This is a genomic window from Acinetobacter sp. Q186-3 (genome assembly GCF_013420655.1).
Taxonomy (GTDB): domain Bacteria; phylum Pseudomonadota; class Gammaproteobacteria; order Pseudomonadales; family Moraxellaceae; genus Acinetobacter; species Acinetobacter indicus.
Genome location: NZ_VOXS01000015.1, coordinates 43,975 through 60,658, shown reverse-complemented (window position 1 = coordinate 60,658; position 16,684 = coordinate 43,975). Strand labels below are relative to the sequence as shown.

16 protein-coding genes are annotated in these 16,684 nt (G+C 47.8%); 5 read left to right on the top strand and 11 right to left on the bottom strand.

The window, feature by feature from the left end; translation table 11 throughout:
- The coding region (locus tag FTT64_RS11755; RefSeq protein ID WP_180074868.1) for a transposase at window positions 1–182 on the bottom strand (182 nt) is incomplete at its 3' end.
- Window positions 183–327: 145 nt separating this feature from the next.
- Complete coding sequence (locus FTT64_RS11750) at window positions 328–1,167, bottom strand: SDR family oxidoreductase (protein WP_016658706.1); 840 nt, start codon at window positions 1,165–1,167, stop codon at window positions 328–330.
- 215 nt (window positions 1,168–1,382) lie between these two features.
- On the opposite strand from FTT64_RS11750, the gene FTT64_RS11745 reads away from it, so the two are divergent.
- The 3 genes from FTT64_RS11745 to phoR all read left to right on the top strand — a co-directional run bounded on the left by FTT64_RS11745 (window position 1,383) and on the right by phoR (window position 4,383).
- Window positions 1,383–2,084 carry a TetR/AcrR family transcriptional regulator gene (locus FTT64_RS11745; protein WP_180182411.1) on the top strand — a complete coding sequence of 234 codons (702 nt, stop codon included), beginning with the start codon at window positions 1,383–1,385 and terminating at the stop codon, window positions 2,082–2,084.
- Window positions 2,085–2,307: 223 nt separating this feature from the next.
- Window positions 2,308–3,018 (top strand): phosphate regulon transcriptional regulator PhoB, encoded by a 711-nt coding sequence (gene phoB / locus FTT64_RS11740; RefSeq protein ID WP_005180894.1) that lies wholly within the window; start codon window positions 2,308–2,310, stop codon window positions 3,016–3,018.
- A 9-nt stretch (window positions 3,019–3,027) separates the two neighbouring features.
- The gene (gene phoR / locus FTT64_RS11735; protein ID WP_016658705.1) at window positions 3,028–4,383 is read left to right on the top strand and encodes a phosphate regulon sensor histidine kinase PhoR; all 1,356 of its coding nucleotides are present in this window, start codon (window positions 3,028–3,030) and stop codon (window positions 4,381–4,383) included.
- Window positions 4,384–4,444: 61 nt separating this feature from the next.
- On the opposite strand, the gene asd is transcribed toward phoR, so the two are convergent.
- From asd to FTT64_RS11710, 5 genes are all read right to left on the bottom strand, one after another.
- A complete protein-coding gene (gene asd, locus FTT64_RS11730) occupies window positions 4,445–5,296 on the bottom strand; it encodes an archaetidylserine decarboxylase (protein WP_005180897.1) in 852 nt (283 codons plus the stop codon).
- Window positions 5,293–6,135 carry a sulfurtransferase gene (locus FTT64_RS11725; protein WP_005180899.1) on the bottom strand — a complete coding sequence of 281 codons (843 nt, stop codon included), beginning with the start codon at window positions 6,133–6,135 and terminating at the stop codon, window positions 5,293–5,295. Before FTT64_RS11725 ends, asd begins: the two co-directional genes overlap by 4 nt.
- Before the next feature lie 167 nt (window positions 6,136–6,302).
- The gene (gene pncB / locus FTT64_RS11720) at window positions 6,303–7,502 is read right to left on the bottom strand and encodes a nicotinate phosphoribosyltransferase (RefSeq protein WP_180108498.1); all 1,200 of its coding nucleotides are present in this window, start codon (window positions 7,500–7,502) and stop codon (window positions 6,303–6,305) included.
- 118 nt (window positions 7,503–7,620) lie between these two features.
- A complete protein-coding gene (locus FTT64_RS11715; RefSeq protein ID WP_005180904.1) occupies window positions 7,621–8,151 on the bottom strand; it encodes an ankyrin repeat domain-containing protein in 531 nt (176 codons plus the stop codon).
- A gap of 185 nt (window positions 8,152–8,336) precedes the next feature.
- Window positions 8,337–9,851 carry a catalase gene (locus tag FTT64_RS11710; RefSeq protein WP_005180906.1) on the bottom strand — a complete coding sequence of 505 codons (1,515 nt, stop codon included), beginning with the start codon at window positions 9,849–9,851 and terminating at the stop codon, window positions 8,337–8,339.
- 222 nt (window positions 9,852–10,073) lie between these two features.
- On the opposite strand from FTT64_RS11710, the gene dtd reads away from it, so the two are divergent.
- On the top strand, window positions 10,074–10,514 hold the full coding sequence (dtd, locus tag FTT64_RS11705; RefSeq protein WP_180182410.1) for a D-aminoacyl-tRNA deacylase: 441 nt from the start codon (window positions 10,074–10,076) through the stop codon (window positions 10,512–10,514).
- A 70-nt stretch (window positions 10,515–10,584) separates the two neighbouring features.
- On the opposite strand, the gene FTT64_RS11700 is transcribed toward dtd, so the two are convergent.
- The 3 genes from FTT64_RS11700 to serB form a co-directional block, all read right to left on the bottom strand.
- Entirely contained in the window at window positions 10,585–11,070 is a 486-nt protein-coding gene (locus FTT64_RS11700) for an SCP-2 sterol transfer family protein (RefSeq protein ID WP_075175036.1), read from the bottom strand.
- 154 nt (window positions 11,071–11,224) lie between these two features.
- Window positions 11,225–11,560: a ciprofloxacin tolerance protein AciT gene (gene aciT, locus FTT64_RS11695; protein WP_180182409.1), complete on the bottom strand. Its 336-nt coding sequence runs from the start codon at window positions 11,558–11,560 to the stop codon at window positions 11,225–11,227.
- Between the two features lie 401 nt (window positions 11,561–11,961).
- Entirely contained in the window at window positions 11,962–13,182 is a 1,221-nt protein-coding gene (gene serB, locus FTT64_RS11690; protein WP_005180917.1) for a phosphoserine phosphatase SerB, read from the bottom strand.
- 77 nt (window positions 13,183–13,259) lie between these two features.
- Between serB and FTT64_RS11685 the strand changes: the two genes are divergently transcribed.
- Window positions 13,260–14,513 carry a hypothetical protein gene (locus FTT64_RS11685; protein WP_168398334.1) on the top strand — a complete coding sequence of 418 codons (1,254 nt, stop codon included), beginning with the start codon at window positions 13,260–13,262 and terminating at the stop codon, window positions 14,511–14,513.
- A 63-nt stretch (window positions 14,514–14,576) separates the two neighbouring features.
- On the opposite strand, the gene ppk1 is transcribed toward FTT64_RS11685, so the two are convergent.
- Window positions 14,577–16,640 carry a polyphosphate kinase 1 gene (ppk1, locus tag FTT64_RS11680; protein WP_075175034.1) on the bottom strand — a complete coding sequence of 688 codons (2,064 nt, stop codon included), beginning with the start codon at window positions 16,638–16,640 and terminating at the stop codon, window positions 14,577–14,579.
- Window positions 16,641–16,684 lie beyond the last annotated feature (44 nt).

Sequence of the window (16,684 nt, the reverse complement as noted above, 5' to 3'; positions counted from 1 at the left end):
ATCAAACAGCATTGAATCGCTATGTCGGAGTAGGTTTGACTTCGACCTTGTTTGCCTTGAGGTTCTGCATACCATTGTGTTTTTGGATCGAACCAAATGGCAATATTCCCACGATTAATGAGAGCTCTGTTATATGCGGGCCAATTGGTTGTGCGGTAGATTTTGTGTGTAGGCTTCTTCATTTGGAAATTATATTGCCGAAGGAGTCCTTAAGAACAGCTTTGTGCAACAAAGCCGTTTTATTCTGAATTTCAGATAAATAAAAAATGAAATGTGCTGAACAGCCACAAAAAAGCCCGCTTAGCGCAGGCTTCTTTCAAATACAATTCATTTACGGCCTTTGCCCAGCTGGGTCGCCACCGCCATCACCCGCTGATAGCCACTAGGGACAATCCGCTGAATTAAATCAATGGCTTTGGCATCATTACCAATCAACAAACGGCGTTTATCTTTTAAAACCGCATCCAGAATATCGCGTGCCGCATGCTCTGCCGGATAACGCAATAATTTATTGAAAGAGCGTATCGACTTTTCTGAATTCATGCCCAGACTGCTCAGACTGTCATTCATTTTCGCGGCGTTGGCAATATTGGTCCGAATCCCGCCCGGATGCACACACAGCGCACTCACGCCACAGTTCTGGATATCCAGTTCCTGACGTAACGACTCGGTATAACCACGTACCGCAAATTTGGTCGCGTTATAGGCCGATTGGGTCGGCTGCGCAGTAATCCCGAACAGGCTGGAAATATTGACAATATGGCCATCACCAGTCTGTTTGATATACGGCAAAAATTCTTTGGTGCCATGCACCACGCCCCAGAAATTAATCCCGACAATCCACTCCAGGTCTTCGTAAGAGGCGCCTTCAACGGTCGATCCTAAGGCCACCCCGGCATTGTTAAAAATCATATTGACTGAGCCATGATCCTGCACGGTCTGTTCAGCCCAGTGCTTCATAGCCGCCCGATCTGCCACATCCACCTGCGCCGTGGTCACTCGCACGTTATAATCACTCAGCAAGGCTTTGGTTTTAGCCAGGCCTTCTTCATTGACATCACTTAAAGACAAATGACAGCCCTGCTGGGCCAATAAGACGGCCAGCTGCTGGCCAATGCCTGAACCTGCTCCGGTAATCGCCGCGACTTTATTTTTAAAATTTTTCATTCCGCTTCCTTTTTATGGATGGTCTGGCTGCGTCCCTCAGGCATGGCAGCGCACTTCAATTTCACCACTCAAATATAATTTTGACAATAATCATTGTCAACGCAAAAGCCCGCAGATTTCTGTCTGCTGCGTTCAAATCTGAATGCCAAACTTCGCACTTAGCGCAAAATCTTGTTAATCTATAGCAATATAGGATGTGAACTGGCCTTTTTACTATGACCGAAGCACAACACCCCGCTCCCCCAAATGCGCAGAATACCCAAAATAAAGAGCGCCAATTTAAAGGATTATCGCTGAGCGAGCGCAAACAGCTACGCCGGGAAAAACTGATTGAAGCCGGCCTGCACGCCTATGGCACGCATGGTTTTTTTGCGGTCACGGTGAAAGATATTTGTACCGAGGCCAAACTCACCGAGCGCTATTTCTACGAATCCTTCAAAAAAAGTGAAGACCTGTTCCAGACCATTTTTTTACAGCTGATTGATGCACTGCAACACAATGTGATGCAGGCCATCATGCAGGCCTCGACCAATCCGCAAAAAATGATTGAAGCCGGTTTAACTGCCCTGCTGACTACGCTCAAAGACAACCCGCAGATGGCTCGGATTATTTATATTGATGCCATGCTTGTACAGGAACTGCACAACCAGGCCACCATTCAGGAAAGCATGGCGCGCTTTGACCGCATGATTCAGGCCTTTGTCATGCTAATGATGCCAAACCTGCAGCATTCAGAATGCGAACTGTCATTAATTGCCAGCGGCCTGAACGGTTATGTCACCCAAATTGCCATCCGCTGGGTCATGAGCGGCTTTAAGCAGTCAATGGATGAAGTGCTCAGCGCCTGTAGCGTGGTGTTCATTTCCCTGCTCGAACATTTTTCCGAAGCGGAGCCAGAAAGTAGCAAAAAAGCCTGAATCCCTGTCATCAAACTGCAAGAAAAATTAAATATTTGAATCTTTTATTTAAATTTTTTTAAATGAATTCCGGATTCAGCCCATTCTGTACAAAAAATTGTCACAAAACATTGCGAAAATAGCGCTGTCTGCCCTTTCTGCAATGATACTGTCATAATTAATCTTTGTAATAAGCCTGTCATAAATATAAACGGTTCACCGTTCACTTATAGGGTATTGCGTTGTGAAAGATGACTACATTTTAATTGTCGATGATGAACTTCCAATCCGAGAGATGATCCATACCTCATTGGATATGGCCGGCTTTCATTGCTTACAGGCCGAAGATGCCAAACAGGCGCATCAGATGATCGTCGATCAACGCCCGGCACTGATTTTGCTGGACTGGATGATGCCTGGCGGTGTCAGCGGTGTTGATTTATGTCGTCGTTTAAAACGTGATGAAAACCTGGCGGAAATTCCGGTGATCATGCTGACTGCACGCGGTGAAGAAGACCACAAGGTTCAGGGTCTGGATGCCGGTGCCGACGACTACATGACCAAACCGTTTTCTACCCGTGAGCTGGTATCACGCATCAAAGCCGTACTGCGCCGTGCCAATGCCCTGAATGGTGAAAAAACCATTGATGCCAACGGCCTGATTCTAGATCCGGTCAGCCAGCGCGTCAGCTTTGGCGACAACATTCTGGACATGGGTCCAACCGAATATCGTCTTTTGGCCTTCTTTATGACGCATCCGGAACGTGCCTATACCCGTGCACAACTACTTGACCAGGTCTGGGGTGGCAACGTATATATTGAGGATCGTACCATTGATGTGCATATTCGTCGTTTACGCAAGGTGCTGGAGCCATTTGGCGCAGACCGCTTTGTACAAACGGTTCGTGGCACTGGATACCGTTTCTCAACCCGTGCGGATGTCGCCTTAGGTTAATCGCTTTTTATGTATGAACCATACCCTGTCCCCGAACTGGCCCGTGACCACAAGAATGTCCGTTACAGCAGTTTGTGGACTTTTGCCAAACAAGATCTCCGTTTACTGATCTTTTTTTTAGTAATTGCAGGTTTTATTGGTCTCGGGATCGAACAGTTCTGGATCTGTATTTTTATTGGCTTTCTGGCGTTTTTCGCCACCCAAATGCGCTCCCTCTATCTGGTCAATGACTGGATTGCCAACCGTCCCTATGATGTTCCCCCCAATTTGCATGGCATTTGGGGGGCTTTATTATTTAATGTCTACCGCTCGCAGCGTCAGGAACGTATTGTCCAGGCCGAAATGGTCGGGCTGATTGACCGCGCTCAGTCGTCACTAGTGGCCCTGGCCGAAGCGGTAGTGCTGATTGATGATAACCATCAGATCGAATGGTGGAACCCGGCAGCAGAGCGCCTGCTCGGCATTCAGCCACTGGATCGTGGTCGCAATATTTTAACCATTTTGCGCCAACCGGCATTTATTGAATATTTTCATCATATTGATCAGGCACCAGATGGCTTGAAAATCAAATCGACCGTGCTGGATGAACACTATGTGCAGGTCAAAATGACCCGCTTTGGTGGCGAAAGCCGCCTGCTGGTGGCACATGACATGACCCGGATGCACAATCTGGAACAGATGCGCAAAGACTTTGTCGACAATATCTCGCACGAATTACGCACCCCGCTGACCGTACTGAGTGGCTATATTGAAACCTTTACCGACCAGGAAGACATGAATCCGCGCTGGAAACGTGCCTTTGAACAGATGCAGTCGCAAACCCGGCGTATGAATGCGCTGGTCAATGACCTGCTGCTGCTGTCGCGTCTGGAAAATGAAAAGACCATTGCTAAAAACCAGATTATTGACATGCCAAGTCTGATGAACCAGCTGTTTGATGATGCGCATGCCTACAATATTGATTATGGCCATACCCTGAATCTGGATATCGACAGTCATTGCGACCTGATTGGCTCCGATATGGAACTGGCCAGTGCCTTTAGCAATTTAATTACCAACGCCATCAAATACACCCCGAAAGGCGGCACCATTACCATTGGCTGGCATGATGATGGCGAGCATGGCTATTTTAGCGTGCAGGATACCGGCATCGGGATTGATCCGAAACATCTGCCGCGTCTAACCGAACGTTTTTATCGGGTAGATAGCGCGCGTAGCCGTCAGACCGGCGGTACCGGTTTAGGGCTGGCCATCGTCAAGCATGTCTTGATGCAGCACAATGCCCATTTAGAAGTCGAGTCCAAAGAAAATAGCGGCTCAACCTTTAAGGCCGTCTTTCCCAAAGAACGGCTGTATAGCCTTTAAACCGAATACCCATAAAAATGCCCGGATTAATCCGGGCATTTTTCATTTCAATACAAACAGCTTAGAGGCGATGACCCATGGCTTTGCCCATTTCCACCAGAGAATTGGCCTGATACTGCGCATCCCACTGCATTTTATCCTGTTCAAATAAAATCACTGCGGTAGAACCGAGATAGAAACGGCCTAATTCGGCGCCTTTTTCCAGGAACAGGTCATGCTGGTTCAGCTCCAAACGGCCCGATGGTTTGACCTTGCCGGTGGCAACCGTTTCAATACCGGCCACAATCATGGCACCCACCAGCACCACCGCCATCCGGCCCATCTCGGTATCAAACAGGCAGACCATGCGTTCATTACGGGCAAACAGTCCCGGAATATGTTCTGCCGTGGTCTGGTTCACTGAAAACAGCTCGCCCGGTACATACAGAGTTTCAGTTAAGGTACCGGCAAATGGCATATGCACCCGGTGATAATCCCGCGGTGATAAATACACAGTGGCAAACTGGCCATTTTTAAACGGCTCGGCCAGCTGTGGATCGGCAATCAGGTTTTCAACCGTAAAGTTCTGGCCTTTGGCCTGAAAAATTGCACCATCTTCAATTTTACCCAGCTGGGAAATCGCGCCATCAGCCGGAGAAACAATGCTGTTCGGATCGGCATCGACCACACGCACCCCATCTTTTAAGGCACGGGTAAAGAATTCATTAAAGGATTTGAATTTCAGGGCATTGCCTTGCTCGGCAATCGACATATCAATTCCGTACTGCATTTTAAATGCCTGAATTACTGCGTTTTTCACCATCGGGTGTTCACTGGCAGCAATTTTACCCACCACACGAGACAACTGGTGCTGGGGTACCACGCGCTGGGCCTGAATAAATAATTGTTTTTTTAAACGAGATGTGAGGCTCAAGACGGCAACTCTCCGGTAATGATAGGACTGTCGAGGCGATTGCCCCATTCACTCCACGCACCTGCATACGCCCGGATTGGCCAACCCAGTAAACGGCCCAGAATATAGGCCAGACCGGAACGATGATGAGACTGGCAGTACACCACCACCGGTTGGCTTAAATCAAAGCCAAGTTGTTCCAGACGTTGCTGCGTGCGTTCTAGCGGATGCAATTTTAAATGATTTTCGCGGTCAAGGGCAGTACTCCACTCGAAATGTCGGGCGCCCGGCATGTGACCGCCGCGTCGCGCCGCCAGTCGCTGTCCGCTATATTCTTCTGCAGTGCGGCAATCCCAGAGTTGCAGTTCAGCACTTTGTACCTGCTCTAATAACGCATCATATTGAATTTGATACTGATCATTCAGCTGTACCGGCACCAAATGCTCAACCGGCGCAAAGCTCGGCAGCTCCGACGAGGTCGGCAGACCGGCCGCCAGCCAGGCATGAATCCCGCCATTGAGCAGGCTAGTGTTTTCAAAACCTAAACAATGTAAATTCCACAGCAAACGCCCGGCCCAGGCTCCGCCTTCATCGTCATAGGCCACCACATGATGCTCAGGGGAAATATTTAAATAGCGGATCAGTTCTTCGAGGCCGTCCTGCTCCGGCAATAAACCCGAAGCATACTCTTCCTGACGCAGCAATAGTTTTGGCTTTACATGTAGCGCATGTGGAATATGCAGCTGTTCATAGACCGAGTTGCGGCTTAAATCGACAATACGTAATTTTTCACTGCCTAAATAGGGCACCAGGTCTTCGGCTTCAATCAACAGACCGAAATTGATCGTGGCATCATTCATCGTGGTTGTATGTTTTATCACTATCCTTGTCCCTGATGTTAGCACAAGTCATTTTTAGGATTATCCTGAATTTCTGCATTCCTTGCGCAGAAACATGGATAGAGGTCAACGCGCCAGCAGGGAGATGGCAAGGTCCAGCATCGGCTGAACCTGGCCTGTATTTTTGCTTATTCCTGAATATCAAACACCTGACGCAAATAAGCGAGGAAGGTGTCGTTGTCAGTCATGGTTTTACCCGGACTGTCGGAAATTTTGGCCACCGACTGACGGTTACATTCCACCAGCTTTAACACAATATTCAGCGGGGTTTGTCCCATATCATTGGTCAGGTTGGTGCCAATCCCGAAACTGACCTGAAAGCGGTCTTTAAAGTAGTTGTGTAGCGCCCAGGCTTTTTCCAGGGTCAGGCCATCACTAAAGGTCAGCATCTTGGTTTTACTGTCAATTTTCAGCTTTTTATAATGGGCATAGGCTTTGTCGCCCCAGCTATACGGATCGCCACTGTCATGGCGCAGGCCATCAAACAGTTTGGCAAAATACAGGTCAAAATCACGCAGGAAGGCATCCATCCCGACCACATCGGTCAGGGCAATCCCTAAGTCACCCCGATATTCCTGTACCCAGGTTTCCAGTGCCGCTTTCTGGAAGTCACGTAAACGCACATCCAGCGCCTGAAAGGCCTGTAAAAATTCATGCGCCATGGTGCCAATTGGAGTAATGCCAAGCTGTTTGGCCAGCAGCACATTGCTGGTGCCGCGGAATACACCCGGCGCGGCAGCATTAATCTGCTGCACCACATGCTTTTGCCAGGCAAAGCTGTAACGGCGGCGCGTACCAAAATCCGAAACCAGAAACGGCGGATCTTCCGGATTCTGCTCAGCGGCATATTGCTGTACCAAGGCTACTTTGGCCTGTAGACGGCGTTCACCTTCGGCCAGCACCTCGTCACTGCGAATATGGCTGAAATACAGCTCATTGACAATGGCTAGCACAAAAATCTCGAACATCATGGCCTGAACCATCGGGCCTTCTACCACAATATCCAGACGCCCTTCACTGTCGATGCCGGCACGAATAAAACGGCGTTTGAGCTGGAACAGCTCCAGATAATCCACAAAATCACTTTTGATAAAACGCAAGCTGCGTAAATACTGTAGTTCATCTTCTTTAAATTTCAGCTGGCACAGCAGATCAAGCTGATGGTTCAGATCATCCAGGATATCCGTGAGTGGATAAACCGTATCTTCAAGATTACGGCAACGGAAATGATAAAGACTGTGCGTTTGCGGAAACTTGTGTAATACCACTTGTAACATGGTGAATTTGTACAAGTCAGTATCAAGCAGGGATTGGATGATTGGCGCCATAACTTAGGAAATATCGCTGTGCTTATCTTTGCATTAAAGCATAAAAAGCCCTGCAATATTGCAGCAATTACATACAGCCAAGAGAAATATAGACCAAAGTACTGCTGTAAATAACAGCCTATTTATCTGCTTTTGTTTTAGGTTTTTCTGTTTCCTGGATGATTTTCTGTAGCTGTTTTTCCTGGCCAATCACTTTAGCAAATTCAGCCGTGGTTTTTTGTCCGGCCTTTTTGGCTTGGGCATCACAATCCACCTGACGCAGCTGCTTGGCAATGGCAAATTCCATTTTGAACAAGGCCCCCATTAAAGCGGTATTGCCGCGGTTGTCTCGGGCACAACGGTCTGCACCATGTTTCAACAAGGTCGTAACAATACTCTGGTGACCATAATAGGTCGCCATCATCAGCGGGGTATAACCGTCTTTATTGCGCACATCGACCGGAAAGCCATGCTTTAAAAATTCGTTGATAACTTCGCTATTACCAATTTTGGCCGCAGCGAAGAACAGGTCGACCAATTCCTGTTGTGAAGTCATCTGAACGCTTGCCACAGTTTTCGCAGGGGAGACATTCTTCACTTCAGCAGCAGTTGCGAATGCGCAACTGAAGGCAAGAATACTGGCTAAAAATGCTTCTGGCATAACTTTCATGATGAACTCCAACAGAAATCGAAAAGAAAATTTCAGTCACTCAGGATTCAATTCACCTGAGATGAGATAGAAACAGAGTGCCTGTAAAACTCCCCCTAGGGTGCAGGAAAGGTTTGGAGTTTTACAGGACTTTTCGGAGGTGATGCGCTATACCCTAGTCACCAGTTCCTCAAGACCAATCGAGATTAGTCTTTTAATTTTGCAGCTTTAGCTTTAACCGTCGCCAGGTTACCGTTCACCGCTTTGGTCATACGGGTACCGTAGTCTGCATCTGCCTTGTAGAAATAAGACAACATGATGTGCTTGGTTTCTGAATCTTTCACTGCACCTAAGTCAGCAGCCAGGTTCATGATCAGGTCATCTTTCTCTTTAGCTGTGTATGAACGGTACAGCTCACCTGCCTGCTTGAAGTTCTGCTCTTTCACGCCAATTTGCTGTACATGACCAGATAATGGTGTTTGTACCGCACGTGCTTTTTCAGTGGCAGCTTTTGGCTCTTTACGGCTTGGCTCATAGTTCACATCTGAGTCACGCTCAGATACATTCATGTAGCCATCCTGGTTATTGTTGTTCACATTTACCACTGGACGGTTGACTGGAATCTGCTGATGATTTGCACCCAGACGGTACATTTGTGTATCTGAATAAGAGAAGATACGGCCTTGTAACAGACGGTCTTCTGATGGCTCGATACCTGGAACCAGGTTACCTGGCGCAAATGCTGACTGTTCAGTTTCATTGAAGAAGTTCTTCGGCATACGGTTCAGGGTCAAGGTACCGACTTTAGTTTCTGGAACCAGCTCAGTTGGCCAGATTTTAGTTGGATCTAGCGGATCGAAATCAAACTTGCCCAGGTCTTTAGGATCAAGCACCTGAATATACAGATCCCATTTCGGGAAGTTACCTGCATAGATGTTGTTATAAAGATCATTGGTCAAATGGTTGAAATCTTTACCTTGCTGCTCAGCCGCTTCTTTCACGTTCAAGCCCTTCACGCCTTGTTTAGAACGGAAGTTGAATTTCACGTACTTGTATTCGCCTTTGTCGTTATACAGTTTGTAAGCGTGAACCCCAAAACCGTCCTGTTCGCGGTAGCTGGTTGGAACACCTTGCTTGCCGTATACATAGGTCAGCATGTTGGTTGCCCATGGCTGGCTCGACAAGAAATCAAACACACGGTTGGCATCTTGTACGTTAGTCACCGGGCTTGGCTTCATGGCATGAATGAAGTCTGGGAATTTGATCGCATCACGGATAAAGAAGACCGGTGTCTGGTTACCGACCAAGTCCCAGTTACCTTCTTGTGTGTAGAACTTCACTGCGAAACCATGTGGGTCACGTAGGGTCTCTGGTGAGCCTTTACCATGAATTACGGTAGAGAAACGTAGGAAAACTGGAGTTTTAGTACCGGCTTTGAACAATGAAGCAAGGGTCAGATCAGATAGGTCTTTGGTTGCAACGAATTCACCATAGGCACCCGTACCACGCGCATGTACCACACGCTCAGGAATACGCTCACGACCAAAACGTTGTAATTTTTGAACTAATTGTACATCTTGAAGTAAAACGGAACCATTTGGACCAGCAGTGATCGAGTTCTGGTTATCCCCCACTGGCGCGCCGTTATCTTTAGTTAATGGGGCAGCTTGTGCGGCTGTGACAGTTGCAAGCATTGCAACCAGTAATGAACGCTTAAACATTTCTAAATCTCTCAATTTATTACCTTTCCTGCATGGGCTAAGATACTCGAGAGTAAAAAATAGATAAAACTGATAATTTTTATAAATTCAATCGTGTTTTTAGATTATTTAAAATATTATCAAATATAGTCAATAGATTAGAATACATTTTAAGCAGAGCTAATCTGCAGACTTGCTGCGGTTCTTGTACAATGCACATAATTTTCAGTTTTTGAGTCAAATATGCGCGCATTATTACAGCGAGTGCTAGAAGCCAAAGTCGTTGTTGAGGGTGAAACAACCGGAGAAATTCAGCACGGTATCTTGGTCTTTTTAGGGATTGGTAAGGAAGATACCCTAGAAAAAGGCCAGAAGCTGATTGATAAAATCCTGAAATACCGTTTCTTTGATGATGAACAGGGAAAAATGGGCTGGAACGTTGCCCAGGCGGGCGGTGGTTTATTGCTGGTTTCACAGTTTACCCTGATGGCCCAGACCCAGAAAGGTTTACGTCCTGACTTTGGCCCGGCGATGCCGCCTGCGCAAGCCAAAGAACTGTATGATCAGCTGGTGGTCTATGCCAAAAGCCAGTTTGCACAGGTAGAAACCGGGATTTTTGCCGCCGACATGAAAGTGCATCTGATCAATGACGGGCCGGTGACCTTTCAGCTGGAAATTGAATAAGTCTCTACCGGGTGCATAAAAAAAGGTCTTCCACTGGAAGACCTTTTTCTTTGGCGTTTTGACGCAGCAATCAGATTGATTTGCCGGTTTTCTGCTTAATAAACTGACGCGCTATTTTAATTTTTTCTTTGACCGGTTTTGGCAACTTTGGTGGTACCAGTTTCGCGACCTGGTTAAACCAGACCAGCAGACCAAAATCACCTTCCATTTTAATGGTGCCATTTTGCATGCCGGTCATAAAGGCAGTCGGATCGCCTTTCATCAGCGTTTTCACGCCCTGCTCGCTGTCCGCAAACTGCAAAATAAAATCGGCTTTTTCAGCATCACCAGACACAGTATCAATGTCGCCATTATTCACAATAATCTGACGGGCAAAACCGGTATCGGTACCAATCTGGATACGGAACTGACGCTCATGAACCAACTCAATAAATTTAGGGCTGGTACGGGCTAGCTGCTTCATACGCAAAGCCAAACCTGTCACGAGTAAATCGAGTGGATCCGTGCTGACATCAACCAGAGGAAGTTTCACGACAGGAATTGAGGAAAGTTTCATGACGTCCGAGCCTATTGTAATTGTTGGGTTAGATTGCTATTCATCCTACCATAAACAGCTGATTTTTCAGCAAGGCTTTGTATAACAATCATTATCGAAAGTAAAAAAAAATGTACATGACTGTACATTTTTTGGACGCCTTATCTGTATAGACTTAACGGCTGGAATACTGCTGCTGGTCATCTTCATACACTGGGGTATGTTCGATATAACGTCTTTTGGCCAATGCACGCTCTGCACGACGGTCTTCGCGTAGCAGAAGCAATGTCACAACAATCATCGCCAGGGTTAATGCAGACAGATAGCTGTAGGTCACAGACAGTTCAAAAACAGTTTGTACGCTAAAACGGACCGTTTCTAAAATGCCCCAAAATGCCATACCGGCCAACATGAAGCTTAACCAACGACGATAAGGCGAAAAGAAAACAGCAATCAAAGCAGCCGCTACCAAGCTCAAGCCGACTATAGTTGCTAAATTCGCTGTTAACATAAAAACCTCCGTCCAAAAATGGATGTGGATCTTGTCGAGTCCCCATGCCATCTTCAATACTTGTAAATGAATGGCAAGGCCAATTTCAAATCTATGGAAGCATTATGAGTAGTTTTCTGGATAAAAAAAGACTTAAATTTTGACCACGCGACACACATTGTCGCAATATTATATTGTCATTACACTTTTTTAATTTTAAAGATTTCTGAAGATAAGGCTACTCCTTCTTTCGCGTGTCATTACAAAAAAACAACCTGCAAAACTGCCCTGAAAAATATTTTTTTCGATGTTTTTAAAGCAGATTTCGATTCAGTCAAAAAATGAACATTTGCCCTTGTTCACTGATTTTGCATAAAAAAAGCGCAGCCCTTATGCTGCGCTTGATTCAACCTGTGATGTGCTTAAGCCCGGTTCAGGTCTTTATCATGGACACCTAATAGATACAAAACACCATCCAAGCCAACGCTGGAAATCGCCTGATTGGCATTTTCACGTACCAGCGGTTTGGCACGGAAAGCAACCCCCAGACCGGCAATGGATAGCATTGGCAGGTCATTGGCACCATCACCTACCGCAATGGCCTGCTCCAGAGAAATACCCATTTTCTCGGCCAGTTCACGCAGCAACAGGGCTTTACGCGCACCATCCACAATATGGCCTTTCACTTCCCCGGTCACTACGCCATGCTCGACATCCAGAATATTGGCATGTACTTCATCAATCCCCAGCTTGTCCTGCAGATATTCGGCAAAGTACTGGAATCCGCCCGATAGAATCGCAGTGCGATAGCCCAGGGCTTTTAAGGTCGAAATCAGACGCTCGGCGCCTTCAGTCACGGTTAAACGCTCGGCGATTTTTGGCAGAACCGACGCATCCAGACCTTTTAGCAAGGCCACACGGGCACGGAAACTTTGCTGGAAATCCAGCTCGCCCTGCATGGCACGCTCGGTAATTTCAGCCACTTGTGCACCGACACCGGCTTCAATCGCCAGTTCGTCAATCACTTCCTGCTCAATTAAGGTTGAGTCCATGTCAAAGCAGACCAAACGACGGTTACGGCGATAAGCATTGTCTTCCTGTACCGCGACATCGACGCTTAGCGCGTTGGACAGGCTTAAACAGGCGGCACGCATGGCTGCGGCATCGAGCATCTGACCGCTTAAACCAAACTGCACACAGGCACGTTTTGGCCCCTGGCTGGAACCATCTGCTGCCGGACGGCCAGACAGACGGGTCACGGTCTCAATATTGAAACCCTGGCTGGATACAATTTGTGTTACTGCCTGCAGATGAGAGGCATTGAGTTCTGGCGCCAAAGCCGTCACGATGTAACGAGTACGGCCACCTTCATTGACCCATTGTTCATACTCTGTTGCAGAGATCGGTTTAAAGCGCACAGTTAAGCCAATATCATGTGCTAAAATCAGGATCTCTTTCATGGCTAATGCGGTAGCCGTCTGGTCATCTGATGAGACGACAATACCTAAAGTCAACTGGTTATGAATGACCGCCTGACCGACATCTAAGATTTGTAAGGAATGAGCGGACAGAACCTGCATTAATCGAGTAAACTGATTCGGTTGGTCAGGTCCTAAAAATGATATAAGAATGATTTCTCGCATGAATTGACTCGGGTCTGAGCTACAACTATTGTTAGAATCATAATCGAAATTAAGTAGAATTACTTTGGAAGTTTACGTTGAATGCGCCTAGACAAGGGCTATTTGCTAGCCTACTGACCATAAGTTTTGCCTTGCATACCTTTTTACTGGTACTGGCAACGACTCACCAGCTCAATGAAAATCGGGCCAGTCAAGGCCAGCTGATCACCAGCCAGCTGGTCACAGACAGCCTGTCCGAGCTGGAACCGGCCAATACCGTTTCACTGGCGCTTCTGGCCGATCGTTATGCCACCAACCCGAGTATTGCCTCAATTCGCATTCTGAATACCAACAATCAGGTGCTGGCCACCGGTGGCCTGGCCAAAACCCGTCAGGGTGAAGTCTTTGTGCGCGATGCGCTGCAAAACGAAAAGAAAGTCGGCACCATTGAAGTGACCCTGGTCAAACCAAGTATTGGCGAAATTCTGCGTACCCAGTGGATGGCGATTCTCAGTTCGCTGTTTATTCATGCCCTGCTGTGGCTGGCCTATCGTGCGATTGCCCGTCCAAGCCGTTCAGAATATCTGGCGCGTATCAACAATGAATCGCGTCTGAAACACGAAATCCAGAATCTGACCCAGGCACTGGAGCAGGAAAAACACAATACCGCATTGGCGATTGCACAGGCGCAGCAACAGGCCAAAGCCGCACCAAAACTGAAAGAAAACAAACCGGCCCCGGTTGATCAGCATACAATTTCGTTAAACATCCAGTTCTATGATCCGAAACAGTTGATGGATACGGTCAACAAAACCGTTTCGGTGCCGTATTTTAATCTATGCCAGATTTTCCTGAACAAGAGCATCGAGCTGTGTGTGCAGCACTATAAACTTAGCCAGCAGGATATCACCACGGTACAACCATTCCATGAAGATGGCGCCACCTTAAGCATGTCGGCCGATAAACCGAATGCGGCACCGTGTCTGGCGATGATTGGCACCGTGTTCCAGCTGCTGTCTGAAGTGCTGTATAAACGCTACCGTGAAGAAAAACGCTTTGTGCTGCAAACCCGCAGTGCACTGTCCAGCCCGGTCGATGCCATGCAGCTGTCTTCGGTGCAGGCGGCAGAACGCTTGGTCAGCCAGCTGTCAGCTAAGGAAAATGCGGTGCATTTACCGCATGAATTACTGAAAACCCTGTCCGATCATTATGAACTGGTCAGTATGCCAAACCCGACCAATGTGCTGACCCGGCATGCCTATATGGTCAATGGCCTGGACAGTGAAGCGGCCGAACTGGCCCAGCAGTTAAGAACTGAAATTTTACGTGGCAAGCACTCTAAAGCGTCTTAAGACGCAGCAGCCGCTGTCGTCTGATCAAAATCCTGACCCGTGTCAGGATTTTTTGATAGAGGCTTAGAGTTTGAGGAGCTTTTTTTGCAGTAAATAGGCCTGTGCACTGTGCAGGGGCTGTTCCGGTTCCGGCTGCACTTTCTGCCAGTGGCCATCGGACTGCAATTCCCAGGCATTCTGGTTGTCATTTAAATAGCTGCGTAAACCATCTTCGACAATACATTTCTTGATCTTGCTGTCCAGAATCGGGAAACAGGTTTCAACCCGTGAGAACAGGTTACGTCCCATCCAGTCAGCGCTGGCACAGAACAGTTTTTTCTCGCCGCCATGTTCAAAATAATAGACGCGGGTATGTTCCAGGAAACGACCGACAATCGAACGCACCCGGATATTGTCTGACATGCCCGGCACTTGGGGAATCAGGCAGCAAATCGAACGGATAATCAGATCAACCTGCACCCCGGCCTGCGAGGCACGGTATAGCGCCGCAATCAGTTGTGGCTCGGTCAGGGCATTGACTTTAATCATGATCTGCGCGGCTTTGCCGGCCTGGGCAAATTCAATTTCCTGTTCAATCAGTTTCAGCAGTTCAGTGTGCAGGGTGAACGGCGCATGCAGCAGGTTTTTCAGTTTGGCCATTTTGCCCATGCCGGTCAGTTCCTGGAACATGCGGTGCACATCTTCACAGATATCCGGCTGGGTGGTCATCAGGCCGTAGTCGGTGTACATGCGCGCATTGCCGGCATGGTAGTTACCGGTGCCCAAGTGCACATAACGCACCAGCTGGTCCTGCTCACGGCGTACCACCAGAATCATTTTGGCATGGGTTTTATAGCCGACAATGCCATACACCACTACCGCACCGGCTTCCTGCAGCACGTTGGCAACCATGATATTGGATTCTTCGTCGAAGCGGGCACGCAGTTCAATGACCGCAGTGACTTCCTTGCCATTACGCGCCGCTTCAGCCAGTACCTGCACAATTTCCGAGTCCGGACCACTGCGATACAGGGTCTGTTTAATTGCCAGCACATGCGGATCTTTGGCCGCTTCTTTGAGCAGGCTGATCACCGGCTGAAAAGAATCAAACGGATGATGCAGCAATACATCCTGCTTTTTCAGCACCTCAAAAATTGGTTTCTGCTTGCGAAATACCGGCGGAATCACCGGGCTAAAAATCGGATATTTCAGTTCCGGACGGTCAAAACTGGTGGTGAGACGCGACAGGTTAATCGGGCCACTGGTCTGATACAGCTGCTGCTGATCCAGATCAAACTCATCTAGCAAGTAGTCAATAATACTCTGCGGGCAGTCATCTTCAATTTCCAGACGCACCGCACGGCCGAAACGGCGTGATGACAGCTCATCTTTTAAGGCCACCGCCAGATCATCGACATCTTCCGACAGAATCAGGTCGGCATTTCGGGTCACACGAAAAGCATAGCAGCCGGTGGCTTTCATGCCCGGGAACAGGTCATTGATATGCTGCTGGATAATTGCCGTCAGGAAAATCTGTTCCTCCCCTTCCCCGGCCACTTCAGGCGGCAAGGCAATTAAGCGCGGCAAGGAACGTGGGGCTGGCACAATCGCCATTTCAATTTCACGGCCAAAGGCATCCTTACCTTCCAGACTGACAATAAAGTTCAGGCTTTTATTGACCAGTCGCGGAAACGGATGTGATGGGTCCAGACTGATTGGGGTCAGTACCGGCTGGACCTGTTTGGCAAAATACTGGGCAATCCAGGGTTTATGCTTGTCCTGAATTTGCGGATATTGAATAAAACGAATCCCGGCCTGCTGCAACTGCGGCAGAATGTCCTGATTTAAGGTGCGATATTGCAGCTCGACCGCCGCATGAATTTCTTCAGATAACTGTGCCAGCACCAGTTCGGTCGGAATTGCATCCGGAGTGCGGGTCAGGGCATTTAAATCCAGCTGTTTCATTAAACCCGCCACGCGGATTTCAAAAAACTCATCCAGATTTCGGGAAAAAATAATCAGAAAGTTTAAGCGTTCCAGCAGCGGCAGACGCTCATCCAGCGCTTGGGCCAATACCCGTTGATGGAACTCGAATAATGCCAGTTCCCGATTGAAATAGGTCATGGATGAATGCTGAAAATCGCTCATATCTCACTCTATGCTGTCTTACAACAGTCTGTTTGTGCCGCCTC

Excerpts from the sequence above, each read along its gene's own strand:
- FTT64_RS11750 (WP_016658706.1), bottom strand. The coding sequence starts at position 1,167 with ATGAAAAATTTTAAAAATAAAGTCGCGGCGATTACCGGAGCAGGTTCA.
- FTT64_RS11745 (WP_180182411.1), top strand. The coding sequence starts at position 1,383 with ATGACCGAAGCACAACACCCCGCTCCCCCAAATGCGCAGAATACCCAA.
- phoR (WP_016658705.1), top strand. The coding sequence starts at position 3,028 with ATGTATGAACCATACCCTGTCCCCGAACTGGCCCGTGACCACAAGAAT.
- FTT64_RS11725 (WP_005180899.1), bottom strand. The coding sequence starts at position 6,135 with ATGAATGATGCCACGATCAATTTCGGTCTGTTGATTGAAGCCGAAGAC.
- pncB (WP_180108498.1), bottom strand. The coding sequence starts at position 7,502 with ATGGCGCCAATCATCCAATCCCTGCTTGATACTGACTTGTACAAATTC.
- FTT64_RS11715 (WP_005180904.1), bottom strand. The coding sequence starts at position 8,151 with ATGAAAGTTATGCCAGAAGCATTTTTAGCCAGTATTCTTGCCTTCAGT.
- FTT64_RS11710 (WP_005180906.1), bottom strand. The coding sequence starts at position 9,851 with ATGTTTAAGCGTTCATTACTGGTTGCAATGCTTGCAACTGTCACAGCC.
- dtd (WP_180182410.1), top strand. The coding sequence starts at position 10,074 with ATGCGCGCATTATTACAGCGAGTGCTAGAAGCCAAAGTCGTTGTTGAG.
- FTT64_RS11700 (WP_075175036.1), bottom strand. The coding sequence starts at position 11,070 with ATGAAACTTTCCTCAATTCCTGTCGTGAAACTTCCTCTGGTTGATGTC.
- aciT (WP_180182409.1), bottom strand. The coding sequence starts at position 11,560 with ATGTTAACAGCGAATTTAGCAACTATAGTCGGCTTGAGCTTGGTAGCG.
- serB (WP_005180917.1), bottom strand. The coding sequence starts at position 13,182 with ATGCGAGAAATCATTCTTATATCATTTTTAGGACCTGACCAACCGAAT.
- ppk1 (WP_075175034.1), bottom strand. The coding sequence starts at position 16,640 with ATGAGCGATTTTCAGCATTCATCCATGACCTATTTCAATCGGGAACTG.